22 protein-coding genes are annotated in these 18,737 nt (G+C 66.2%); 12 read left to right on the forward strand and 10 right to left on the reverse strand.

The features are described from left to right. Positions 1–81: 81 nt before the first annotated feature. Both BWQ92_RS14375 and BWQ92_RS14380 read left to right on the forward strand, forming a co-directional pair. On the forward strand, positions 82–294 hold the full coding sequence (locus BWQ92_RS14375; RefSeq protein WP_003797758.1) for a helix-turn-helix domain-containing protein: 213 nt from the start codon (positions 82–84) through the stop codon (positions 292–294). 222 nt (positions 295–516) lie between these two features. Then, a complete protein-coding gene (locus BWQ92_RS14380; protein ID WP_003792170.1) occupies positions 517–615 on the forward strand; it encodes a 30S ribosomal protein bS22 in 99 nt (32 codons plus the stop codon). Positions 616–789: 174 nt separating this feature from the next. Here BWQ92_RS14380 and BWQ92_RS14385 read toward each other — a convergent pair whose 3' ends face one another. Then, positions 790–1,608, reverse strand: coding sequence for an HAD family hydrolase (locus BWQ92_RS14385; RefSeq protein ID WP_076800522.1), 819 nt, complete (start codon positions 1,606–1,608; stop codon positions 790–792). A gap of 83 nt (positions 1,609–1,691) precedes the next feature. Here BWQ92_RS14385 and BWQ92_RS14390 point away from each other — a divergent pair, with 83 nt between their 5' ends. Continuing rightward, positions 1,692–1,949: a glutaredoxin family protein gene (locus tag BWQ92_RS14390; RefSeq protein ID WP_076800524.1), complete on the forward strand. Its 258-nt coding sequence runs from the start codon at positions 1,692–1,694 to the stop codon at positions 1,947–1,949. 86 nt (positions 1,950–2,035) lie between these two features. Next, a complete protein-coding gene (locus BWQ92_RS14395; protein ID WP_076800526.1) occupies positions 2,036–2,731 on the forward strand; it encodes a redox-sensing transcriptional repressor Rex in 696 nt (231 codons plus the stop codon). Positions 2,732–2,820: 89 nt separating this feature from the next. On the opposite strand, the gene BWQ92_RS14400 is transcribed toward BWQ92_RS14395, so the two are convergent. After that, positions 2,821–3,735 (reverse strand): hypothetical protein, encoded by a 915-nt coding sequence (locus tag BWQ92_RS14400; RefSeq protein ID WP_076800528.1) that lies wholly within the window; start codon positions 3,733–3,735, stop codon positions 2,821–2,823. Between the two features lie 277 nt (positions 3,736–4,012). Further along, the gene (locus BWQ92_RS14405) at positions 4,013–4,561 is read right to left on the reverse strand and encodes a YceI family protein (RefSeq protein ID WP_076800530.1); all 549 of its coding nucleotides are present in this window, start codon (positions 4,559–4,561) and stop codon (positions 4,013–4,015) included. A 198-nt stretch (positions 4,562–4,759) separates the two neighbouring features. On the opposite strand from BWQ92_RS14405, the gene BWQ92_RS14410 reads away from it, so the two are divergent. From BWQ92_RS14410 to ccsB, 5 genes are read left to right on the forward strand one after another with little or no spacing between them, the layout of a single operon-like run. After that, entirely contained in the window at positions 4,760–5,425 is a 666-nt protein-coding gene (locus BWQ92_RS14410) for a histidine phosphatase family protein (protein WP_076803734.1), read from the forward strand. Between the two features lie 3 nt (positions 5,426–5,428). Then, positions 5,429–6,040: a TlpA family protein disulfide reductase gene (locus tag BWQ92_RS14415; protein ID WP_076800532.1), complete on the forward strand. Its 612-nt coding sequence runs from the start codon at positions 5,429–5,431 to the stop codon at positions 6,038–6,040. Positions 6,041–6,047: 7 nt separating this feature from the next. Beyond that, complete coding sequence (locus BWQ92_RS14420) at positions 6,048–6,803, forward strand: cytochrome c biogenesis CcdA family protein (RefSeq protein ID WP_076800534.1); 756 nt, start codon at positions 6,048–6,050, stop codon at positions 6,801–6,803. Next, a complete protein-coding gene (gene resB, locus BWQ92_RS14425; protein WP_076800536.1) occupies positions 6,803–8,569 on the forward strand; it encodes a cytochrome c biogenesis protein ResB in 1,767 nt (588 codons plus the stop codon). The genes BWQ92_RS14420 and resB overlap by 1 nt, the downstream gene beginning before the upstream one ends. Then, complete coding sequence (gene ccsB, locus BWQ92_RS14430; protein ID WP_076800538.1) at positions 8,569–9,669, forward strand: c-type cytochrome biogenesis protein CcsB; 1,101 nt, start codon at positions 8,569–8,571, stop codon at positions 9,667–9,669. Before resB ends, ccsB begins: the two co-directional genes overlap by 1 nt. Positions 9,670–10,061: 392 nt before the next feature. Here the strand turns inward: ccsB and BWQ92_RS14435 are convergent, their stop codons facing one another. Beyond that, the gene (locus BWQ92_RS14435; protein ID WP_236782963.1) at positions 10,062–10,682 is read right to left on the reverse strand and encodes a hypothetical protein; all 621 of its coding nucleotides are present in this window, start codon (positions 10,680–10,682) and stop codon (positions 10,062–10,064) included. Positions 10,683–11,284: 602 nt separating this feature from the next. After that, the gene (locus tag BWQ92_RS14440; protein WP_076800542.1) at positions 11,285–11,779 is read right to left on the reverse strand and encodes a PLD nuclease N-terminal domain-containing protein; all 495 of its coding nucleotides are present in this window, start codon (positions 11,777–11,779) and stop codon (positions 11,285–11,287) included. A 129-nt stretch (positions 11,780–11,908) separates the two neighbouring features. Between BWQ92_RS14440 and BWQ92_RS14445 the strand changes: the two genes are divergently transcribed. Beyond that, positions 11,909–12,232, forward strand: a complete 324-nt coding sequence (locus BWQ92_RS14445) for a DUF4229 domain-containing protein (RefSeq protein ID WP_172411778.1) — start codon at positions 11,909–11,911, stop codon at positions 12,230–12,232. A 132-nt stretch (positions 12,233–12,364) separates the two neighbouring features. Here BWQ92_RS14445 and BWQ92_RS14450 read toward each other — a convergent pair whose 3' ends face one another. The 5 genes from BWQ92_RS14450 to BWQ92_RS14470 form a co-directional block, all read right to left on the reverse strand. Further along, positions 12,365–13,246 (reverse strand): 1,4-dihydroxy-2-naphthoate polyprenyltransferase, encoded by an 882-nt coding sequence (locus tag BWQ92_RS14450; RefSeq protein ID WP_076800546.1) that lies wholly within the window; start codon positions 13,244–13,246, stop codon positions 12,365–12,367. 89 nt (positions 13,247–13,335) lie between these two features. Further along, positions 13,336–14,496 carry an AMP-binding protein gene (locus BWQ92_RS14455; protein WP_076800548.1) on the reverse strand — a complete coding sequence of 387 codons (1,161 nt, stop codon included), beginning with the start codon at positions 14,494–14,496 and terminating at the stop codon, positions 13,336–13,338. A gap of 66 nt (positions 14,497–14,562) precedes the next feature. Continuing rightward, the gene (locus BWQ92_RS14460) at positions 14,563–15,516 is read right to left on the reverse strand and encodes a 1,4-dihydroxy-2-naphthoyl-CoA synthase (protein ID WP_076800550.1); all 954 of its coding nucleotides are present in this window, start codon (positions 15,514–15,516) and stop codon (positions 14,563–14,565) included. A 21-nt stretch (positions 15,517–15,537) separates the two neighbouring features. After that, positions 15,538–15,978: a VOC family protein gene (locus BWQ92_RS14465; protein WP_076800552.1), complete on the reverse strand. Its 441-nt coding sequence runs from the start codon at positions 15,976–15,978 to the stop codon at positions 15,538–15,540. 76 nt (positions 15,979–16,054) lie between these two features. After that, entirely contained in the window at positions 16,055–16,816 is a 762-nt protein-coding gene (locus tag BWQ92_RS14470; protein ID WP_076800554.1) for a CPBP family intramembrane glutamic endopeptidase, read from the reverse strand. A 150-nt stretch (positions 16,817–16,966) separates the two neighbouring features. Here BWQ92_RS14470 and BWQ92_RS14475 point away from each other — a divergent pair, with 150 nt between their 5' ends. Both BWQ92_RS14475 and BWQ92_RS14480 read left to right on the forward strand, forming a co-directional pair. Continuing rightward, the gene (locus BWQ92_RS14475; RefSeq protein WP_076800555.1) at positions 16,967–17,929 is read left to right on the forward strand and encodes a metal ABC transporter substrate-binding protein; all 963 of its coding nucleotides are present in this window, start codon (positions 16,967–16,969) and stop codon (positions 17,927–17,929) included. After that, positions 17,926–18,735 (forward strand): metal ABC transporter ATP-binding protein, encoded by an 810-nt coding sequence (locus tag BWQ92_RS14480; protein WP_076800557.1) that lies wholly within the window; start codon positions 17,926–17,928, stop codon positions 18,733–18,735. Before BWQ92_RS14475 ends, BWQ92_RS14480 begins: the two co-directional genes overlap by 4 nt. Positions 18,736–18,737: the final 2 nt, after the last annotated feature.

Raw genomic sequence — 18,737 nt, forward strand, 5'->3', positions numbered from 1 at the left:
AACACGGTTGTTCGATGGCTCAGCATCGGCGCACACCGCAGATAGACCGGCGTCGTTGCTGAGAGCAAAGGAATATGGGTAATGTCCGCAGAGTCGAACTTCTCGAACGCCAAGTTCTTGACCGTGGCCGAGGTGGCTGAGGTAATGCGTGTCTCCAAAATGACCGTGTACCGCCTTGTCCATTCGGGGGAGATGCCCGCCGTTAGGTTCGGCCGCTCCTACCGCGTCCCGGAGACCGCCGTCGAACAGTACCTCAAGGGTGCTGTCGTGGACGGTCACACGGGCACCGCCTGACCGGACCCGACTGACCGCACCGATCCTGTGGTTGCTGCAGCCGCCTTGGGGGCCGCTGCACGCCACGGGAGCAGTGCTGGTCAGGGGGTGCTCCGGATAGGCGGTACCCTGTTAAGGAACGTTTTACGTCATTGTAAGAATCTGTCAGTTGTTCAGTCTGTTGCTCAGTCCACGGACCTTCTCCATCAGACAGGTACTGCATCTAGTTTGTAAGGAACTTTCGTGGGTTCAGTTATTAAGAAGCGTCGCAAGCGTATGGCCAAGAAGAAGCACCGCAAGTTGCTTCGTAAGACCCGCCACCAGCGCCGCAACAAGAAGTAGAGTCCGCTCTACGCTTCAATGCCCGTTCCCTTCCGGGGGTGCGGGCATTTTTGCGTCTTCCGACACCCAATCCGCCCTGCGACGCGCCAAATGCCGGGCGCTACGCAAATTCCGGTATCGAGGGGACCTTCGCGCGTCGCAGGGGAAAAACCGCGTCGGAAGGGAAGGGCAGCGTCAGGCCCGGGGACCGCGGAATCTCGTGTAGCCGCGCCAGAGGCCGTAGACCGCTCCGCCTGCCGTGGCTGCCTTCAGGCCCAGGGTGGCGGCGCGGCGACCGGAGCGAAAATCGTAGACCGGCCAGTTGTGTTCGCGTGCGTGCTTGCGCAGCCGGCTGTCGGGGTTGATCGCCACCGGGTGGCCCACCATCGTCAGCAGCGGGATGTCGTTGTAGGAGTCGCTGTACGCCCAGCAGCGTTTCAGGTCCAGCCCATGCGCGTCCGCGATGCCCTGGACCGCCACGGCCTTGGCGGCGCCGTGCAGGATGTCCCCGACGAGCCGGCCCGTGTAGAAGCCGTCCTTGGTTTCGCCCACAGTCCCGAGGGCGCCAGTCAGCCCCAGCCTGGTGGAAATCACCGTGGCCACCTCGATGGGGGTGGCGGTGACCAGCCAGACCTTCCGGCCCACACGCAGGTGCTGCTCGGCCAGGGCCTTGGCTCCTGGCCAGATCCGGGAGGCGATCATCTCGTCGTACACTTCTTCGCCGAGGGCCTTGATGTCCTCCTCCGTGATGCCGGCGGCGAGCCGCAGCGCCGAATCCCGCACCGCGTGGACGTCATTGAGGTTCTCGCCGCGGAGGATGAACTTGAGCTGCTGCCATGCCATGCCCGCCGCCTGCGGAATGGTGAAGGCCCCGCGCTGGTGCATTTTCCTTGCCACGTGGAACAGGCTTGCGCCCCGCATGAGTGTGTTGTCGACGTCGAAGAAGGCAGCCTCGCCGTGTTGCTGCTTCGCAACCGGACGGTGGGCCACAGCGACGTACTTCTCCTCGGGCATGCCACTGAGTCTAGTCAATGCAGTACGCCACATCCGACGGCCGCCGCGTCGCTCCCCGCCGTCAACGGCGCTACGGTTGAAGCATGGCAAACCCCGACGTCGTTCTCCTCACCAAAGCTGACTGCCACCTGTGCGCCGCGGCGCGCGACGCCGTCGGAAGGGTGACTGCCGGGCTGGGACTTTCGTGGTCGGAACGGCAGCTGGACGCCGACGATGAGCTGCGCGACCGCTACGCCGAGGAGATCCCGGTGGTGCTGGTGGACGGCATCCAGCGTGACTTCTGGAAGATCGACGAGGCACGCCTGGAGCGTGTGCTGCGCCGTGCCATGGCGGGGGATTAGCCCATTTCGAACAGTGGCATTGGCTTTGTTGACATAACTGATGGGGATCTAGAGTGGACTCACAACGCGACGCAACGGAGCAGATAGTGACTTCGCTCGATTCACCTCCCCAGGCTGTGCCCGGGCCCACGGGGGCTGCCGGAAAGCAGATTCCGCCGGCGGCCGTGGCCCGGCTGACGATCTACCTGCGCGCGCTGAACTCCCTGCTGGCCGAAGGCACCGAGCGGGTTTCCTCCGAGTCACTGGCTGAACTTTCCGGCGTCAGCTCCTCGACCCTCCGCAAGGATCTGTCCCATGTGGGCTCCTACGGCACCCGCGGCGTGGGCTATGAGGTGCAGTACCTCAGCCGCCACATTGCCGCCGCGCTGGGCCTGACCCATGACTGGAAGGTCGCGATCGTCGGTGCCGGTAACCTGGGCAAGGCGCTGGCACGCTACGGCGGCTTCGAATCCAGGGGCTTTGATGTGGTTGCCATCTTCGACGCCGACCAGATGGTGGTGGGCAACGAGGTGGGCTGGCTGCGGGTCAGCGACGTCGCGGACCTCGAGACCGTCCTGGCGCGGACCGGCACCAACATGGTGGTGCTGGCGCTGCCGGCCGCCGTCGCCCAAAGCGTGTGCGACAGGGTGGTGAACGCAGGCGTGCGCAGCATCCTCAGCTTTGCGCCCGTGATGCTCCAGGTGCCCGACGGCGTGACGTTGCGGAAGGTGGACATGGCCACCGAGCTGCAGATCCTGGCCTACCACGCACAACGGGCGCAGACCCCCGGCCAGCCGGAGTAACTCCGGCTATCCAGGAATCCGCGCCCGCTGGCGGTTTCAGGACTGTTGCTTTGCTCCGCGGTGCCTTGTCTGCGCCTCGGTTTTCGCTTTTAGCGGCCGTACGGGCCGGGCTGCGAATACGGGTTGGCGAACGGCTGCCGCTTCTGGAAGTACGGAGCCGCTCCCGGCAGGTACAGCATCACGATCGCCGCGATGCCGAGCAGGCCCACGAGGGTGTTCAGGCCCGCTGGGAAGAGGCTGAAAACGGACAGCGCCGCAAAGACGGTGCCCAGGATGCGTGCCCAGTTCTTGCCCTTCCGGATGTTGAAGGCAACCAGCGCATAGAGGCCCGCTCCGATCAGGGCAAAGACCACCAGGGATCCGACAATGAAGCCCTTGATGTCCTCGAAGGCAATCTCCTGACCGCTGGTGCGCAGCTGGTCCTCGAACGTGCGCCGCATGGCCGGGTCGTCCAGGGCAGGAATCGTGAGCAGGGCGGACAGGACCGACAGGACGCCCGCTGCGATGATCATCCAGAAGGAATAGTTGACGAGCTTCGGAACGCCGTCGCCCGTGGTCGCCTGGGCCTGCTCCGAGGGATACTGCCCGTAGGGGGACTGGCCATAGGGGCTCTGGCCGTACGGTGATTGGCCGTACTGCGGGGGGTTCTGGCCGTACTGCGACTGCCCGTACTGGGGCGGGTTCTGGCCATAGGGGGACTGCCCGTACTGGGGCGGGTTCTGCCCGGTCTGGCCGTACTGGGGCGGGTTCTGCCCCGTCTGACCGTACTGGGGCGGGTTCTGCTCGCCCTGCCCATACTGGGGAGCGCCCTGCTCGCCCTGGCCGTACTGGGGAGCGCCCTGCCCGTACTGGGGCGGGTTCTGGTTCTGGCCATACTGGGGAGTGTTCTGCCCGTACTGGGGCGCGTCCTGGCCGTAGCGGGGCTGCCCGTTGGCTGCCTGGGAACCGTTGTCCGGCTCGTTGGAGCCGGGGTCATTGGAGTGCGGGACTGGAGGATTGCTCATGAGCGGTCCTTTGCATAGTGACGACTGAATCGGCTACCGGTTCAGACACCTGCCCTCCCCAGCCTGGTTCACTTCCCACCGTACCCCTCAGCGGGTGTGCGGTGGATCATTCCGGAGAGGTATTAAAGCCGTGCCAACCTGCGGAAACGCTGCCCGGCCGGGGAGCTGTCGGGCCAGGGACAGCCGACTCGAAAACCTCCGGAACGCCGAACGCCCCGCCTGCGGAGATCCGCGGGCGGGGCGTTTCGGGCCAGTAACTGTGGCTAGGCGCTGGAACCTAGGCTGCCGGTGCGATGAAGGCCAGTTCGAGGTTGATGGCAACCTTGTCGCTGACCAGGACGCCGCCGGCTTCCAGCACGGCGTTCCACGTCAGGCCGAAGTCCTTGCGGCTGATCGTGGTTTCGGCGGAAACGCCGGCGCGGGTGTTGCCGAAGGGGTCAACTGCGACGCCGTTGAATTCGGTCTCGAGGGAGACGGGGCGGGTGACACCCTTGATGGTCAGGTCGCCCTTGAGTTCGTAGCTGTCTCCGTTGGCAACGAGGCCGCTGGAGACGAAGTTGATCTCGGGGAACTTTTCGACGTCGAAGAAGTCTTCGCCGCGGACGTGGCCGTCGCGGTTGGCGTCACCGGAGTCGAAGCTGGCGGTCTGAATGGTGGCCTCGACCTTGCTGGCGGTCACGTCGTCGGCGAGGTCCAGGGTGGCGGTGGCGTCCTTGAACTGGCCGCGGACCTTGCTGATGCCGGCGTGGCGAACAGTGAAGGCGATCTCGCTGTGGGAGTTGTCGAGGGTCCAGGTGCCGCGGGTGAGCTCGGTGGAAAGTGCCATGGTGGTTCTCCTTAGTATCAGTGGTCGTACTGGTGATCATTGAAGCTTTTGTTGAAGCCTCAACTAACTGCTGCATCCAGTATAAACATGCATTTGCATCTTTTATTCCACCGGCGGGGAACTTTTTGAAAAATTTCTGAGTTCTACTCGGTGTAGAAGATTTCGCCATTGCCCCTGCCCTTTGAGAAACTGGTAGACATGCCCCAAGCCACTGTCCATTTGCTCCGCCACGGCGAGGTTCATAACCCCGACGGCGTCCTGTACGGCAGGCTGCCTGAATTCCACCTCTCCGAACTTGGCCGGCAGATGGCGCAGACGCTCGCCGAGCACTTCCGCGAACGCGTATCCCAGGGCGCCAACATCGTGTACCTGGTGGCGTCCCCGCTCACGCGCGCGCAGGAAACTGCCCAGCCCACGTCGGAGGCGCTGGGGCTGGACATCCACACCGACAACCGCATCATCGAGGCCGAAAACCACTTCGAAGGGCTGAAGGTCACCAAGGCCGAGCTGCGCAAGCCGAAGCACTGGCCACACCTGATCAACCCCTTCCGCCCCTCCTGGGGCGAGCCCTACAAACGGCAGGCAGCCCGCGTGACCGAGGCCGTCCAGGAAGCCCGGGCCAAGGCCATCGAACTCGGCGGCGACGGCGCCGAGGCCATCCTGGTCTGCCACCAGCTTCCCATCTGGGCCACCCGGCTCAGCGCCGAGGGCAAGCCCCTGTGGCACGACCCGCGGAAGCGCGAATGCACCCTGACCTCCCTCACCTCCCTGGTTTTCGGCGACGACGGCGCCCTGCTCCGCGTGGAGTACAGCGAGCCCGCCGCCGCCCTTCTTCCCGGTGCCTCGAGCACCCCCGGAGCCTAAGTTATGACTGAAACACCCAATAGTTCCCGCCGCAGCGTCCTCGCCGCCGGCGGCCTGGCCCTCACGGCGATCACCCTGGGCCTGTCCGCCTGCGCCCAGGAGGACGCCCTGGCGAAGCAGGCCAAGGCCGGGGACAACAAGAACTACGTGGCCGGCGACGGCTCGGTGACCGAGTTCGCCGCAGCGGAGCGCAAGTCCGGCATCCAGATCCAGGGCACCCTGTTTGACGGCACCACCGTGACCCCCAAGGACTTCCAGGGCAAGGTCACTGTGCTGAACTTCTGGTTCGCCGCCTGCGCGCCCTGCCGCGTGGAGGCGCCGTCCCTGGAGGCGCTGCACCAGGAGTTCAAGAGCAAGGGCGTGCAGTTCTTCGGCGTGAACCTGCGCGATGAGAAGGCCACGGCCGACGCCTTCGACAAGACCTTCGGCCTCACCTACCCGAGCTTCGACGACAAGGACGGCAGCGTACTGCTGGCCGTGTCCGGCCTGGTGCCCCCGGGCGCCGTCCCCACCACGCTCGTGGTGGACAAGCAGGGCCGGGTGGCGTCGCGCGTTCTGGGGGAGATCGAGAAGGGCACGCTCAAAGCCCTCATCCAGACCGCCGTGGCAGAGTAACCCTCCCATGAACAGCCCCTTCGCCGAAGCCATCCTGAACGGTTCGCTGCTTCTCGCCATCCCGGTGGCGCTGCTGGCCGGACTCGTGTCCTTCCTTTCGCCGTGCGTACTTCCGCTGGTGCCCGGATACCTGGGCTACGTCACGGGACTCACGGGCGTGGACCTGCAGAAGCAGAAGCGCGGCCGCATGCTGGCAGGCATCGGACTGTTCGTGCTCGGCTTCTCGGTGATCTTCGTGCTCCTTGGCGGCGCTTTCGGACAGCTGGGGTCCCTGATCTCCGGCGGGCAGAACGCCTGGATCACGCAGGTCCTGGGCGTCCTGGTGATCCTGATGGGCGTGGTGTTCATGGGCGGATTCTCCTGGTTCCAGCGCGACGCCAAGATCCACGCCAAACCGCCGGCCGGCCTCTGGGGTGCGCCGCTGCTGGGAATCACGTTCGGTCTCGGCTGGGCGCCCTGCATCGGCCCCACCTATTCCGCCGTCCAGCTCCTGAGCCTGTCCGGGGGCTCGTCCGCCGCGAAGGGCGCGTTCCTGGCCTTCGTCTATAGCCTTGGGCTGGGCATCCCGTTTCTGCTGATTGCCCTTGCAGTGCGCCGCGGTGCCGGCGTGATGTCGTTCTTCCGCAAGCACCGGCTGGCCATCCAGCGCACCGGCGGCGGAGTCCTGATTGCCCTGGGCATCCTGATGGCCACGGGCCTGTGGGGAGCCTGGGTCACCGAGTTGCAGTACTGGTTCCAAACCGACGTGAAGTTGCCGATCTGATGAGCGAGCGTGTGAAGTCAACCGAGAAATCCGCGGCCGGGGACGTCCCGCAGCCCGGGTCCAGCCAGCCCGGCCAAGACGGCGCTGAGCAGAAATCCGCGCCCAAAGACACCCTGAAGGCTGCCAAGGCGGGGGCAGCCCTCCCGTCCCTGGGCTTCCTGGGCATGCTCCGCTGGGCCTGGACGCAGCTGACCAGCATGCGCACCGCGCTGTTCCTCCTGCTGCTGCTGGCGGTGGCCGCGGTGCCGGGATCGCTGTTCCCACAGCGGCCGGCCAACCCTTCAGTGGTCACGCAGTACATCAAGGACCACCCCGACTACGGCAAGCTGCTGGACTCGCTGCAGCTGTACGACGTCTACTCCTCGGCCTGGTTCTCGGCCATCTACATCCTCCTGTTCATCTCGCTCATCGGTTGCGTGGTGCCCCGGGCCATCGCCCACTACAAGGCCATGCGGTCCCAGCCCCCGCGGACCCCGAAGCGCCTGTCCCGGCTGCCCGAGTACGGCACCCTGGTGGTGCCGGCGGACGCCGGCATCCCGGCGTCGGACGCCATTGAGGACGCGGCGGCGCTGCTGAAGAAGCGCGGCTACCGCGTTGAGGTAAGGCACGACGACGGCGCGCGGCCGTCTTTGGGGGCCGAGCGCGGCTTCCTGAAGGAAGTGGGAAACCTTGTCTTCCACACCTCGCTGATCGGCGTGCTGGTATCCGTGGCCATCGGCGGCCTGTTCGGGTACAGCGGCCAGCGGATCCTGGTGGAGGGCGACACGTTCGTGAACACCCTGGTGGGCTACGACCAGTTCAATCCCGGCACCAACTTCCAGAGCAGCCAGCTCCAGCCCTACTCGATCCAGCTGGACAAGTTCCAGGCCACGTTCGACCGTGAATCCCAGGGCAAGTTCGGCCAGCCCATCGACTTCACGGCTGACGTCACCACCAGGGAAAACCCCGGGGCCCCGGCCAAGAAGGAAGTGCTCAAGGTCAACGACCCCGTGACCCTTGGCGGCACCAGCATCTACCTCACGGGCAACGGCTACGCCCCCGTGGTCACGGTCCGGGACGGCAACGGCAACATCGCCATGCAGGGGCCTGTGGTGGCCAAGCTGCAGGGCGACAACTACTACTCCTCCGTGGTGATCAAGGTGCCCGACGCCAAGCCTGACCAGCTGGGCTTCGCCGGGTTCTTCCTGCCCACGGCGTTCGTGACGGAGGAAGGCATCTCCTTCAGTGGCGACCCGGAGCTCATCAACCCGCAGCTGAGCCTGAACTCGTACTACGGCGACCTGGGCCTGAACAAGGGTGCCCCGCAGAACGTCTTTGAGCTCGACGTCAAGGACCTCAAGGAACTCAACAGCCGCAACCTCGAAGCCGGTGGCATCACGCTGGCGCCGGGCAACACCTACACGCTGCCCGAGGGCAAGGGTTCCATCACGTTCGACGGCGTGAAGAAGTATGTGGGCGTGGACATCCACCACAACCCCGGCCAGCTCTCGGCGCTGATCTTCGCGCTGCTGGCGGTGGCCGGGCTCATCGTCTCGCTTTACGTGAACCGCCGCCGGGTCTGGGTCCGCACCGGCACCCACGAGGACGGCCGGACCATGGTGGAATACGGCCTCCTGGCGCGCGGCGAGGACCACCGGCTGGCCGGCGAGGCGGCAGCGCTGCGCGGCCTGCTGTCGCGCAGGTGGAACCTGTCCGACGACACCCCCGAAACAGCACCTTCCAACTCCTCACCAGCTGGCTCGCCTGAGCCGAAGAAGGACCAGTAATGCTTCCCATCAACGAGACCATGGGCCAGTACAGCGAGCTCTTCATGCTGCTTGCTGCCGGCACCTACACCGTCGCCTTCATCGCGTTCGCGTGGGACCTGGCCAGGAGCAGCAAGGCCCTCAAGGCGGTTGACCTCAAGGCCGCAGCCGCCGGAGCGACTGATACGTCCGCCAAGGTTCCGGTGGCGGCGGGCACGGCTGCAGCCGCGTCGCGGGCAGAGAGCGGTGGCGGGGACCGCCTGGCCGGACCGGCAGACCGTGCCGAGCGGCCGTCGTCGTACTCCTCGGGCGCCGTACATGCCGGCCAGACCGCCGACGACAGCATGCGGTACGCGGCGGAGCGCCGTGCCGCGGCCCGTGTGGGCGTGGCACTGACCGTCCTGGGCGCAGCCATCCACGCCGCCGCCGTGCTGACCCGTGCAGTGGGCGCCGGCCGCGTGCCGTGGGGCAACATGTACGAGTTCCTGACCACCGGCGCGTTCGTGGCTGTGGCCGTGTTCCTCGTGGTGCTGGTCCGCCGCGACCTGCGCTTCCTCGGCACGTTCGTGGTGAGCCTGGTGATCATCATGCTGGTGGCCGCGTCCGTGGCGTACTGGACGCCCGTCGGCCACCTGGTACCCGCGCTGCAGAGCTACTGGCTGATCATCCACGTCTCCATCGCTGTGCTGTCCTCGGCACTGTTCACGCTGACGTTTGCCATGTCCGCGCTGCAGCTGGTCCAGTCTCACCGGCAGAAGACCATCGCGGCCGGGGGCGCCGACAAGCTGGGGTTCATGCGCCTGGTGCCGTCTGCGCTGAGCCTGGAGAACCTGTCCTACCGCATCAACGCAATCGCCTTCATCGGCTGGACCTTCACCCTCATGTTCGGTGCGATTTGGGCCGAGAAGGCCTGGGGTCGCTTCTGGGGCTGGGACACCAAGGAAGTGTGGACGTTCGTGATCTGGGTGGTCTATGCCGGTTACCTGCATGCCCGGGCCACCCGCGGCTGGACGGGGACCCGCGCGGCCTGGCTGTCGATCGTGGGCTACCTGTGCGTAATCTTCAACTTCACCATCGTGAACCAGTTCTTCAACGGCCTGCACTCGTACTCGGGGCTGTAGGGGTCCCTTCGCGCCTGGCGCCTGCGCCGATTTACCGAAAAGGGCCGCATGGGCTCCTCGATTTACCCAAAAGGGCCACCTGGCATGCTTGCTGGGCGGCCCTTTTTGGCGAAACGGCGAAGCCGCGGGACGGGCGAGGGCTTCGCGTGGCGGGTGGGCTGCGGGTCGCCCTGCTGATCAGCCGAAGTCTGCCGATTTACCAATAAGGGCCGCATGCACTCTTCGATTTACCTAAATGGGCCGCATGGGTACGTTGATTTACATATAAGGGCCGTTTGGCTTGCTTGCTGGGCGGCCCTTTTTGGCTAAAGGGTGAGACCGCGGGAAAGGCCGGCAGGCTTCGCGGGGCAGAGCCGGGCGGGTACCTGCGGGGAGGGGCGAAACGTCGAAGACTAGCGTGATGGTTTCCAGCCGCGCTTTGTCAGTGCTGCTCGGACCTTGGTGATGGCGGTGGGTTCCTCGCCCGGCACGATGGGATCGAGATCCAACTGCGTCAGAACCAGGACGAGCCAGCCGAGGCTCCGGGCTTTTTCGTCCCGGTAGATGTCGCTCCTCCGCTGGGCCGGGGTTGCGTGGTGGCCGCCGTCGTACTGGAGGGCAACCTTGAACTCCTCGTAGGACATGTCGGGGTCCTGCACCCAGCCGCCGGTCTCATCGAACATAGGTACGTTGATGCATGGCTCGGGGAGTCCGGCTGCCGTCAGTAGGAGCCTCAGCTCAGTCTCTTTTGGAGAATCGGTGTTTGCGCGGATGAGAGCCCTGGGCTTCATTGCCTTGGGGTACCCGGCCCTGCCCTGCTTCTCGGCGAGGAAAGCGTCCATTGCCCCTGGCGTTGAAAGCGGATCCCTGCGGCGCAGAAGGAAGTCACCGGCAATCACCAGGTCCTTCAGTGACAGAAGGCCCGCAAGGTCGAACCACGTCCGAAGCGGTGACGTGCAGGCCACGTAACGGCCGACGAAGATGTCCTCTTCGGGCAGCGGAAGTTGGTGGCCGCAGACGTTCTTCCTTCGCACGGCCCTGGCGCCGTCCCGGCTAGTCAAATGGATTACTGCGTGATCCTCAAAACACAGCGGAAGAGGGAAACCCCAGAGTGCAGCGGCGGAGAGATGGCTTATGACCGCTCCGGTTGCGAGTACAAGCCCCCGCGCCCGGACAAGGAGGGTGATCTCCACCGCCGCAGACGTGCGCACCCCATGGCAGGGACTGGCCAAGTCGAGGGCGCGTGTGCGTCTGCGAGTCAGGCCCGCAGCTGAGGCCTGGCGGATGGTGAACGGCTGCGCCTGCAGTGCGGGCGGCAGAGGGCGTGGACGCGGCATAGAAGCATTCTGCTGCCCGGGCGGGGCTTTAGGCCGTTATCCACAATTTTGGGCCGGTGTGGAGGGATAGTCGCCGTGGCCACGCTCCCCAGCGGGCCAGCACCATGCTTCGCGGTATTGCCACAAAAGGCCGCCTGCCGAAGCCCTGAAGCGGCCGTTTTGGGCAATTCGACTCTGGGGAGCGGCCGTTTTTGGTAATCGAGGCGCCGCCGGGCAGGAGAGATGGGCGACGGCATCGATTTACCAAAAAGGGCCGCTCAGCTAGCTGCTGGGCGGCCTTTTTTGGCGAAAGAGCGGGTCTACTTCGCCTCGGGGTTGCCTTCGGCGTTGGCCTCGCCCGCCGCGCCCGGCTTGCGCGGACCGGGCTCGCCTGCGGGCGGGTTGCCCGTACCTGAATTGCCGCTGCTCGTGGTGCCGGCGCCAGTGCCTGGGGCAGATCCCGTGGCGCCCGTGCGGTGCGGCCCGGCGTCGGCCTGGTTCTTTCCGGTAGCATCGTTCCGCAGCTTGCGGAGCCGCTCCGCCTCGCGACGGCGCTGTTCGAGGTTGCGCAGGAAGTCGGGGTCGTCGTCGGGGGCGGTGGGATGCTGCGGGTAAACCGGCCGGGCCGTGGCCGATGCACGGGGGCGGCCGATCAGGAACCACAGCGCTGCGCCGATGAGTGGCAGAAGGGCAACCATGATGATCCAGGTTGTTTTGGAAAACCCGCGGGTCAGATGCTTGTCGGTTCGGATAACGTCCACCAGTCCGTAGACGTAGATGGCGAGAATGACGACTGCGAGGACAACACGAGGCATGCAATCAGTCTAGCCGCCGTATGCCCCGGCGGAGACTACAGTATGCCCACAGTCATGCGCCAGCAAAACGCCGGACCGGGGCCGCAGATGACGCAGGCTACGGTCTGGCAGGACGGCTAAACTTGGATAGTGGCTTTTCTGAAATACTCCCTGATCCGGCTCGCGATCTTCCTGCCCCTGTTCGTGCTGTTCGTTTTCCTGCAGTTGGGGTGGTTCCTGGCCGTCGTCTGCGCGGGGCTGATTTCCTTTGCCATCAGCTACCTTTTCTTCCAGAAGCAGCGCGATGCCGCGACGGCGTCACTGCACGCCCGCTTCTCCGGCCGCGCCAAGCCCATCCGCACTGCCGGGGAGATCGACGATGCCCAGGCCGAGGACCACCTCGTGGACACCCACCCGGACGTCACCATCCGCAACGAAGTCAAGAAGCGCGAACCGCGCGGCGAGGACGCCTAGCACTGGAAAGGGCCTGCACCTGCGGACGCCTAGCCCTGAGGTGCCCGGGCCTGCCGTTCCCCAGCACTGAAGGGTCCGGGAGCACTGAAGGGGCCGGGCCCTGAAGATGCCCGGACCTGAAGGCGCCCGGGCTTACAGTCCGCTGCTCAGCACGAGTCCCAGCGAGAACAGCACGGCGTAGCCGAGGTTGATGAGTCCTGTCTGCTTCAGGACGGGAATCAGGCTCTTGCGCTTCCGTCCGTTGATCATCAGCCAGGCCGGCATCAGGCAGGCCGGGATCAGCAGCAGCACGATCAGCATCCACGGCCGCGTCGGCGCCAGGATCACCACGAGCAGAATGGCCACGGCAAGCATCAGCACGTAGCTTTCGCGGGCATGCTTGTCACCCAGCCGCACCGCCAGGGTCTTCTTCCCGGCCTGGATGTCCGACGGGATGTCCCGCACATTGTTGGCCATCAGCAGGGCGCAGGCGATGAGGCCCGTGCCGATCGCGCCGATCACCGCGGGCAGCCCGATCTGCCCCGCCTGCGTGTAGGTGGTGCCAAGGGTGGCCACGAGCCCGAAGAACACGAACACGAAGACGTCGCCAAGGCCCATGTAGCCGTACGGGTTCTTGCCTCCCGTGTAGCCCCACGCCGCCATCACGCAGCCCACGCCCACCAGCAGGAGCCACCACGTCTGGGTGATGATGACCAGTACCAGGCCCACCAGCATCGCCAGGCCGAAGGCGCCGAACGCGGCATACTTCACGTGTTCAGGCCGGGCAGCACCGGAACCGACCAGCCGCAGCGGGCCCACGCGGTTCTCGTCCGTTCCGCGGATCCCGTCCGAGTAGTCGTTGGCGTAGTTGACGCCGACCTGCAGCAGCAGCGCCACGAGGGCAGCCAGGACAGCATTGAGCAGGAGGAAGGAACCCATCTCATAGGCCGCTGCCGAGCCGATCAGGACAGGGGCGATCGCGGCCGGCAGGGTGCGGAGCCGGGCGCCTTGGATCCATTGTGCGGCTGTGGCCACGGTAATACCTCGTGTTGGGTCGGTGGTACGTTCGGAAAGCATGGGCATGCGCAGGGCACGCGAAGCCGCAGCGGCGCGGCAGAACTACTCTATTTTCCCTGATGGAGCGCGTTGAGCCGTTCAATCATGGCCAGCCTGTCCGGTTTGCCGTTCGGCAGCATGATCAGCTCACTGGCCGGAAGGACGGTCTTCGGACCCAGCAGCCCCAGTGTCCGGTGCCATTCCTCGGCCCAGGCCGCCCCGTCCCGTCCGGCAGCGGGAGCAGAGCTCCCGTCGCCGGAAACGGGGGCGACTGCAACATAAGCCGCTACGGCCTGGCCCCATTTCGCGGACGTGACGCCGGCGACGAACGCCGCCGTGACGCCGTCGGACTTTTCCAGCTCAGCCTGCACGTGCGCGGCGGAAACCTTGACGCCGCCGGTGATGATGACGTCGTCGGCGCGGCCCAGCACGGTAAGCCGGCCGTCGGCGTCCAGTGCACCAAGGTCGTTGGTCCGGTACCAGCGGTTGCCGTCCTCTTCGACGAAAGCCTCGGCCGTCAGCGACGGCGCGTCCAGGTAGCCCGCTGCGAGGGTGGCTCCGCCGAGGTGGATCCGGCCGTCCTCGGCGAGCCGCAGGGCCACGCCCTCGAGCGGATAGCCGTCGTACACGCAGCCGCCGCAGGTTTCGGCCGCGCCGTAGGTGGTGACCACGCGGAGGCCTGCGTCCCGGGCGGACTCGAGGAGCTCGGCAGAGGCCGGCGCGCCGCCGAGCAGGATGCCGTTGAAGCGGCGCAACACGGCGAGCGTGTCCGCCGACGGGTCCGCGAGCAGGCGCTGCAGCTGCGTGGGCACCAGCGAGGTGAAACGGATGTTGTCGGTCAGCTCCAATGCCGCCGCGGTGAAGGCGTTCGCGGTAAAGCCTTCGGACAGGTCCATCGCCCAGGGCCGGGTGCCTGCGAACAGCGACCGGACCAGCACCTGCACGCCGGCCACGTACTGCAGCGGCAGGGCCAGGAGCCACTGCCCCTCGCCTTTGAGCGCGAAGGCGGTGGCCATCGACGACGCCGCCAGCGCGTCCACCGTCAGGACCGTCGCCTTGGGCGTCCCGGTGGACCCGGACGTGCGGACCACAGCGACGGCGTCCTCGAACCCGGGTGTCTCCACCGGCGTCACCACCGGCTCGCCGTCCGGGCCGGCGGAGAGTTCGACGGCGGGACCCTCACCGTGGAGCGCGGCCGCCAGCGCCTTGAGGGCCGGCTCGATATTCACTGCGGGCGCCTGTGTTGTGTGGGCATGGGGTGCGCGGGCATGGGGTGCCTTCCGACGAGTGCGGGCTTAGAAGTAGTACGGGAACTTGGACCAGTCGGGGTCGCGCTTCTGCAGGAACGCCTCCTTGCCCTCCACGGCCTCGTCCGTCATGTAGGCCAGGCGGGTGGCTTCGCCGGCGAACACCTGCTGGCCTGCGAGGCCGTCGTCGGCGAGGTTGAAGGCAAACTTGAGCATCCGGATGGCCTGCGGGGACTGCCGGGCGATGTCCGCCGCATACTCCAGGGCCACCTCCTCGAGGCGCTCGTGGTCCACTGCCTCGTTCACGGCGCCCATCCGAACCATGTCCTCGGCGGAATATTCACGCGCGAGGAAGAAGATTTCCCGCGCTGCCTTCTGGCCGATCTGCCGGGCCAGGAGTGCCGAGCCGTAGCCGGCGTCGAAACTTCCCACGGTGGCGTCCGTCTGCTTGAACTTGCCGAACTGGCGCGAGGCGATGGTCAGGTCCGAGACCACGTGCAGGGAATGCCCGCCGCCCGCTGCCCAGCCATTAACGACGGCGATGACCACCTTGGGCATGGTCCGCATGAGCCGCTGGACCTCCAGGATGTGGAGCCGGCCGGCGCGGGCAGGGTCGATGGTTTCCTGCGTCTCGCCGTCGGCATACCTGTAACCATCGCGTCCCCGGATCCGCTGGTCCCCGCCCGAGCAGAACGAATGCCCTCCATCCTTGGGTGAGGGACCGTTGCCGGTGAGCAGCACGGTGGCCACATCCGGCGTCATCCGCGCGTGGTCCATGGCCCGGTACAGCTCGTCCACCGTTCCCGGGCGGAAGGCGTTGCGGACCTCCGGACGGTTGAACGCGATGCGGACGGTGGGCAGGTCCCGCGTGACGGTGCCGTCCCCGGACCGCTCCACCTGCCGGTGGTAGGTCAGGTCCTGGAAGTCGTCGAAGCCGGACACGGTGCGCCAGCGGGACGGGTCAAAGACGTCGGATACCTTGGCGGGGAATTCGTTGCTCACCGTCCAAGTCTAGTAATCGGCTCAGCTGATGCAGAACTCGTTGCCCTCGGGGTCGGCCATGGTGTGCCATTCGTGCGGTCCCTGGCTGGCGGTCCAGAGGAAGGTGGCGCCGCGGGCCTCGAGTTCGGCGCGGACCTCGTCCTTGTCCCGGCCGTCGAGGCGCACGTCCCAGTGCACCCGGTTCTTGATGGTCTTCTGCTCCGGCACGGTCTGGAACAGGAGGCGCCGTTCCGGTGCTTTCGACTCGAGTTCCTCGGTGGGCCGGATCGCCGCGCCGTCCCGCCAGACGAGCTTGCCGTTGTGGGTCATGGTCTGGTCTTCCGTGGCGAAGCCCTGGCTGATCATGGACCGGATGAAGCCCTCGTCCTGCGGCTCCACGGACCAGTCCAGCGTCTCGGCCCACCAGTCGGCGAGGTCGTGCGGGTTCTTGCAGTCGATGGCGATCTGAATGTTGAGTCCCATGGCACCAAGCTATGATGGCGGCGCCGCCTACGGAAAGGGGTCCGGACGCATCCGTCACGTGTACGGCGCGCCCTTGCTAACCCTGGACCCGCTGCAGCTGGTCCAGGAGTTCCGGCGGGATGGTGTACAGGAAGATCGCGGCCAGCAGGTTCTTGGCCGCGTGCACGAAGTAGGCGAACATCAGGTTGCGCCCCGTCCAGACGTAGACAAACACCAGCGTTCCGCCCATGGCCAGGTACGGCATGAGGGCGGCAAGGGTGAGCGCCTCCTGGCCCACGATGTGCAGGGCGGCGAAGAGGACCACGGACAGGGTGCAGCAGATCCAGATGTTGACGCGCCTGCTCAGCTTTCCGATCAGCAGATGCCGGAACACATATTCCTCGACGAACGGCCCGACGAGGACGATCAGCGGCACCATCAGCCAGGCCGGCACCTGCCGCATGAGCGCCTGCAGCCCGGCCTGGTTGGCGGAGGTCTCGGCGGTCGCGCCCACGGCCACCAGGAAGGCGGTGACAACCATCATCACGACGACGGCCAGCGGCACCATCGCGAGCGTGAACCAGGGGCGGGTGGCCAGCACCTTGAGGTCCCGGGACACCACCCCGCGCGCGGCGAGCAGCGCCAGGGCGCCGACGCAGCCGTAGAACAGGAGGTTCACGCCGTAGGAGGCGACGGCCGGCGTCGGAGCCAGCTCCCGGAGCAGCGGCAGCAGGAGTTCGCCGGCCAGCGCGAAGAAGGCGGCGACGGCCACATAAAGCCCGACGGCGGTGAGGTCCAGCGGCGAAAACCGATACAGATCCGGCCGCGGAGCAGGAAGCATCCGTCTGGTGTTCACCATGCTTCCAGCCTAGTGCGCCAGCACCTGCGCGAACGGACACTTGTGGCCCTGCACGAACGGACAGTTGTGGCCTCGCACGAACGGACATTTGCGGCCCCGGTGTGACGCATCACATTGCAGGGCTGGAACGGCGCCGATAAAATATTCGGTATGCCTAACTTTTGGTTTCGGTGCGCCAAAGTAGTCCGCCGAACTCTTGCCCTTGTGCCCACCCGCAGCCGGGGAGCAGCCTCAGTGGTGCTTCTTTGCCTGGCCCTGACAGCGTGCGGCGGAAACGCCACGGGCGGCGACGGCCGGCCCGTGGTGCTGACGACGTTCACGGTGCTGGCGGACGTGGCCAGGAACGTGGCCGGTGACAAGCTGCAGGTGGAATCCATCACCAAGGCCGGCGCCGAGATCCACGGCTACGAACCCACCCCCGGGGACATCCGGAAGGCTTCACAGGCGGACCTGATCCTGGATAACGGGCTCAACCTGGAGGCCTGGTTCGGTCAGTTCGTCGAGGGCCTGGATGTGCCGCACGCCGTGGTGAGCGGGGGCGTGGACGTGTTGTCCATCCGCGAGGACTCGTACCAGGGCAAGCCGAACCCGCATGCATGGATGTCGCCGGTCAACGTCCAGATCTACGTAGACAACATGGTGAAGGCCTTTTCCAAGCTGGATCCCGCGAATGCCGAAGTTTTCGAGGCCAACGGCAAGGCCTACAAGGCGAAGCTCCAAGCCGTGCAGGACGAGATGAAAGCCAAGCTCGCCGCCCTGCCCAAGAATCAGCGTGCCCTGGTGACCTGCGAAGGCGCCTTCTCCTACCTGACCCGCGACGCCGGCCTCGACGAGGTGTACATCTGGGCCGTCAACGCCGAGCAGCAGGCCACGCCCCAGCAGATCACCGAGGCGATCGCGTACGTCCGCGCCAACAAGGTGCCAGCCGTCTTCTGCGAGTCGACGGTCTCTGACGCCCCGATGCGGCAGGTGGTGGAAGCCACAGGCGCAAAGTTCGGCGGCGTGCTGTACGTGGACTCCCTCTCCGAAGCGGACGGGCCGGTGCCCACGTACCTGGACCTGATCCGGCATGACTCCCAAGTGATTACCACTGCCCTCGCAGGTGCATCATGAGCGCCTTCACCGTCCACCGCGCCGCAGAAGCCGCGCAGGCACAGCCGCAACCGGCAATCCAGGTCGAGAACGTCACCGTGCACTATGGCGAGGTCCTTGCCCTGGATGCCGCCTCGCTGGTCCTTGAGCCGGCGCGGATCTGCGGGCTGGTCGGGATGAACGGTTCGGGCAAGTCCACGCTGTTCAAGACCATCATGGGCATGATCAGGCCCGACGCCGGCCGCGTCCTGATCAACGGGGCGCCGCCGGCCAAAGCGCGGAAGGTAGGCGGCATCGGATACGTCCCGCAGAGCGAGGACGTGGACTGGCAGTTTCCGCTGTCCGTCCGCGACCTGGTGATGATGGGGCGCTACGGCCACCAGGGCTTCACCCGGCGGCCGTCCAAGGCAGACCGTGCTGCCGTGGATGAGGCCCTGGACCGCGTGGAACTTGCCGATTTCGCCAGCCGGCAGATCGGCCAGCTGTCCGGCGGCCAGAAGAAACGCGCCTTCGTGGCACGGGGCATAGCGCAGGGTGCCACCATCATGCTGCTCGACGAGCCGTTTGCCGGCGTTGACAAGCGCTCGGAGGCGACCATCACCCGGCTGCTCCGCGAGCTCGCGACGGACCGCTGCACGATCCTCATTTCCACGCATGACCTCCATGCGCTGCCGCAGCTGTGCGATGAAGCCGTGCTGCTCATGCGCAAAGTGCTCATGCACGGGGCGCCGGAGGTGGTGCTGCAGCCGGAGAACCTGGCCATGGCGTTCGGGCTGGATGTCCTGAACCGGGACGGGGAGCACGGCCGGCACGGGGCAGGGAGCTGAAT

It is taken from the genome of Arthrobacter sp. QXT-31 (genome assembly GCF_001969265.1).
Taxonomy (GTDB): Bacteria; Actinomycetota; Actinomycetes; order Actinomycetales; family Micrococcaceae; genus Arthrobacter.

Bases quoted from the DNA above. Each gene is read 5' to 3' on its own strand.
- BWQ92_RS14470 (WP_076800554.1), bottom strand. From the start codon at position 16,816: ATGGTGAACACCAGACGGATGCTTCCTGCTCCGCGGCCGGATCTGTAT.
- BWQ92_RS14420 (WP_076800534.1), top strand. From the start codon at position 6,048: ATGAACAGCCCCTTCGCCGAAGCCATCCTGAACGGTTCGCTGCTTCTC.
- BWQ92_RS14405 (WP_076800530.1), bottom strand. From the start codon at position 4,561: ATGGCACTTTCCACCGAGCTCACCCGCGGCACCTGGACCCTCGACAAC.
- BWQ92_RS14415 (WP_076800532.1), top strand. From the start codon at position 5,429: ATGACTGAAACACCCAATAGTTCCCGCCGCAGCGTCCTCGCCGCCGGC.
- BWQ92_RS14375 (WP_003797758.1), top strand. From the start codon at position 82: ATGTCCGCAGAGTCGAACTTCTCGAACGCCAAGTTCTTGACCGTGGCC.
- BWQ92_RS14475 (WP_076800555.1), top strand. From the start codon at position 16,967: ATGCCTAACTTTTGGTTTCGGTGCGCCAAAGTAGTCCGCCGAACTCTT.
- BWQ92_RS14410 (WP_076803734.1), top strand. From the start codon at position 4,760: ATGCCCCAAGCCACTGTCCATTTGCTCCGCCACGGCGAGGTTCATAAC.
- BWQ92_RS14440 (WP_076800542.1), bottom strand. From the start codon at position 11,779: ATGCCTCGTGTTGTCCTCGCAGTCGTCATTCTCGCCATCTACGTCTAC.
- BWQ92_RS14385 (WP_076800522.1), bottom strand. From the start codon at position 1,608: ATGCCCGAGGAGAAGTACGTCGCTGTGGCCCACCGTCCGGTTGCGAAG.
- resB (WP_076800536.1), top strand. From the start codon at position 6,803: ATGAGCGAGCGTGTGAAGTCAACCGAGAAATCCGCGGCCGGGGACGTC.
- BWQ92_RS14465 (WP_076800552.1), bottom strand. From the start codon at position 15,978: ATGGGACTCAACATTCAGATCGCCATCGACTGCAAGAACCCGCACGAC.
- ccsB (WP_076800538.1), top strand. From the start codon at position 8,569: ATGCTTCCCATCAACGAGACCATGGGCCAGTACAGCGAGCTCTTCATG.
- BWQ92_RS14390 (WP_076800524.1), top strand. From the start codon at position 1,692: ATGGCAAACCCCGACGTCGTTCTCCTCACCAAAGCTGACTGCCACCTG.
- BWQ92_RS14480 (WP_076800557.1), top strand. From the start codon at position 17,926: ATGAGCGCCTTCACCGTCCACCGCGCCGCAGAAGCCGCGCAGGCACAG.
- BWQ92_RS14400 (WP_076800528.1), bottom strand. From the start codon at position 3,735: ATGAGCAATCCTCCAGTCCCGCACTCCAATGACCCCGGCTCCAACGAG.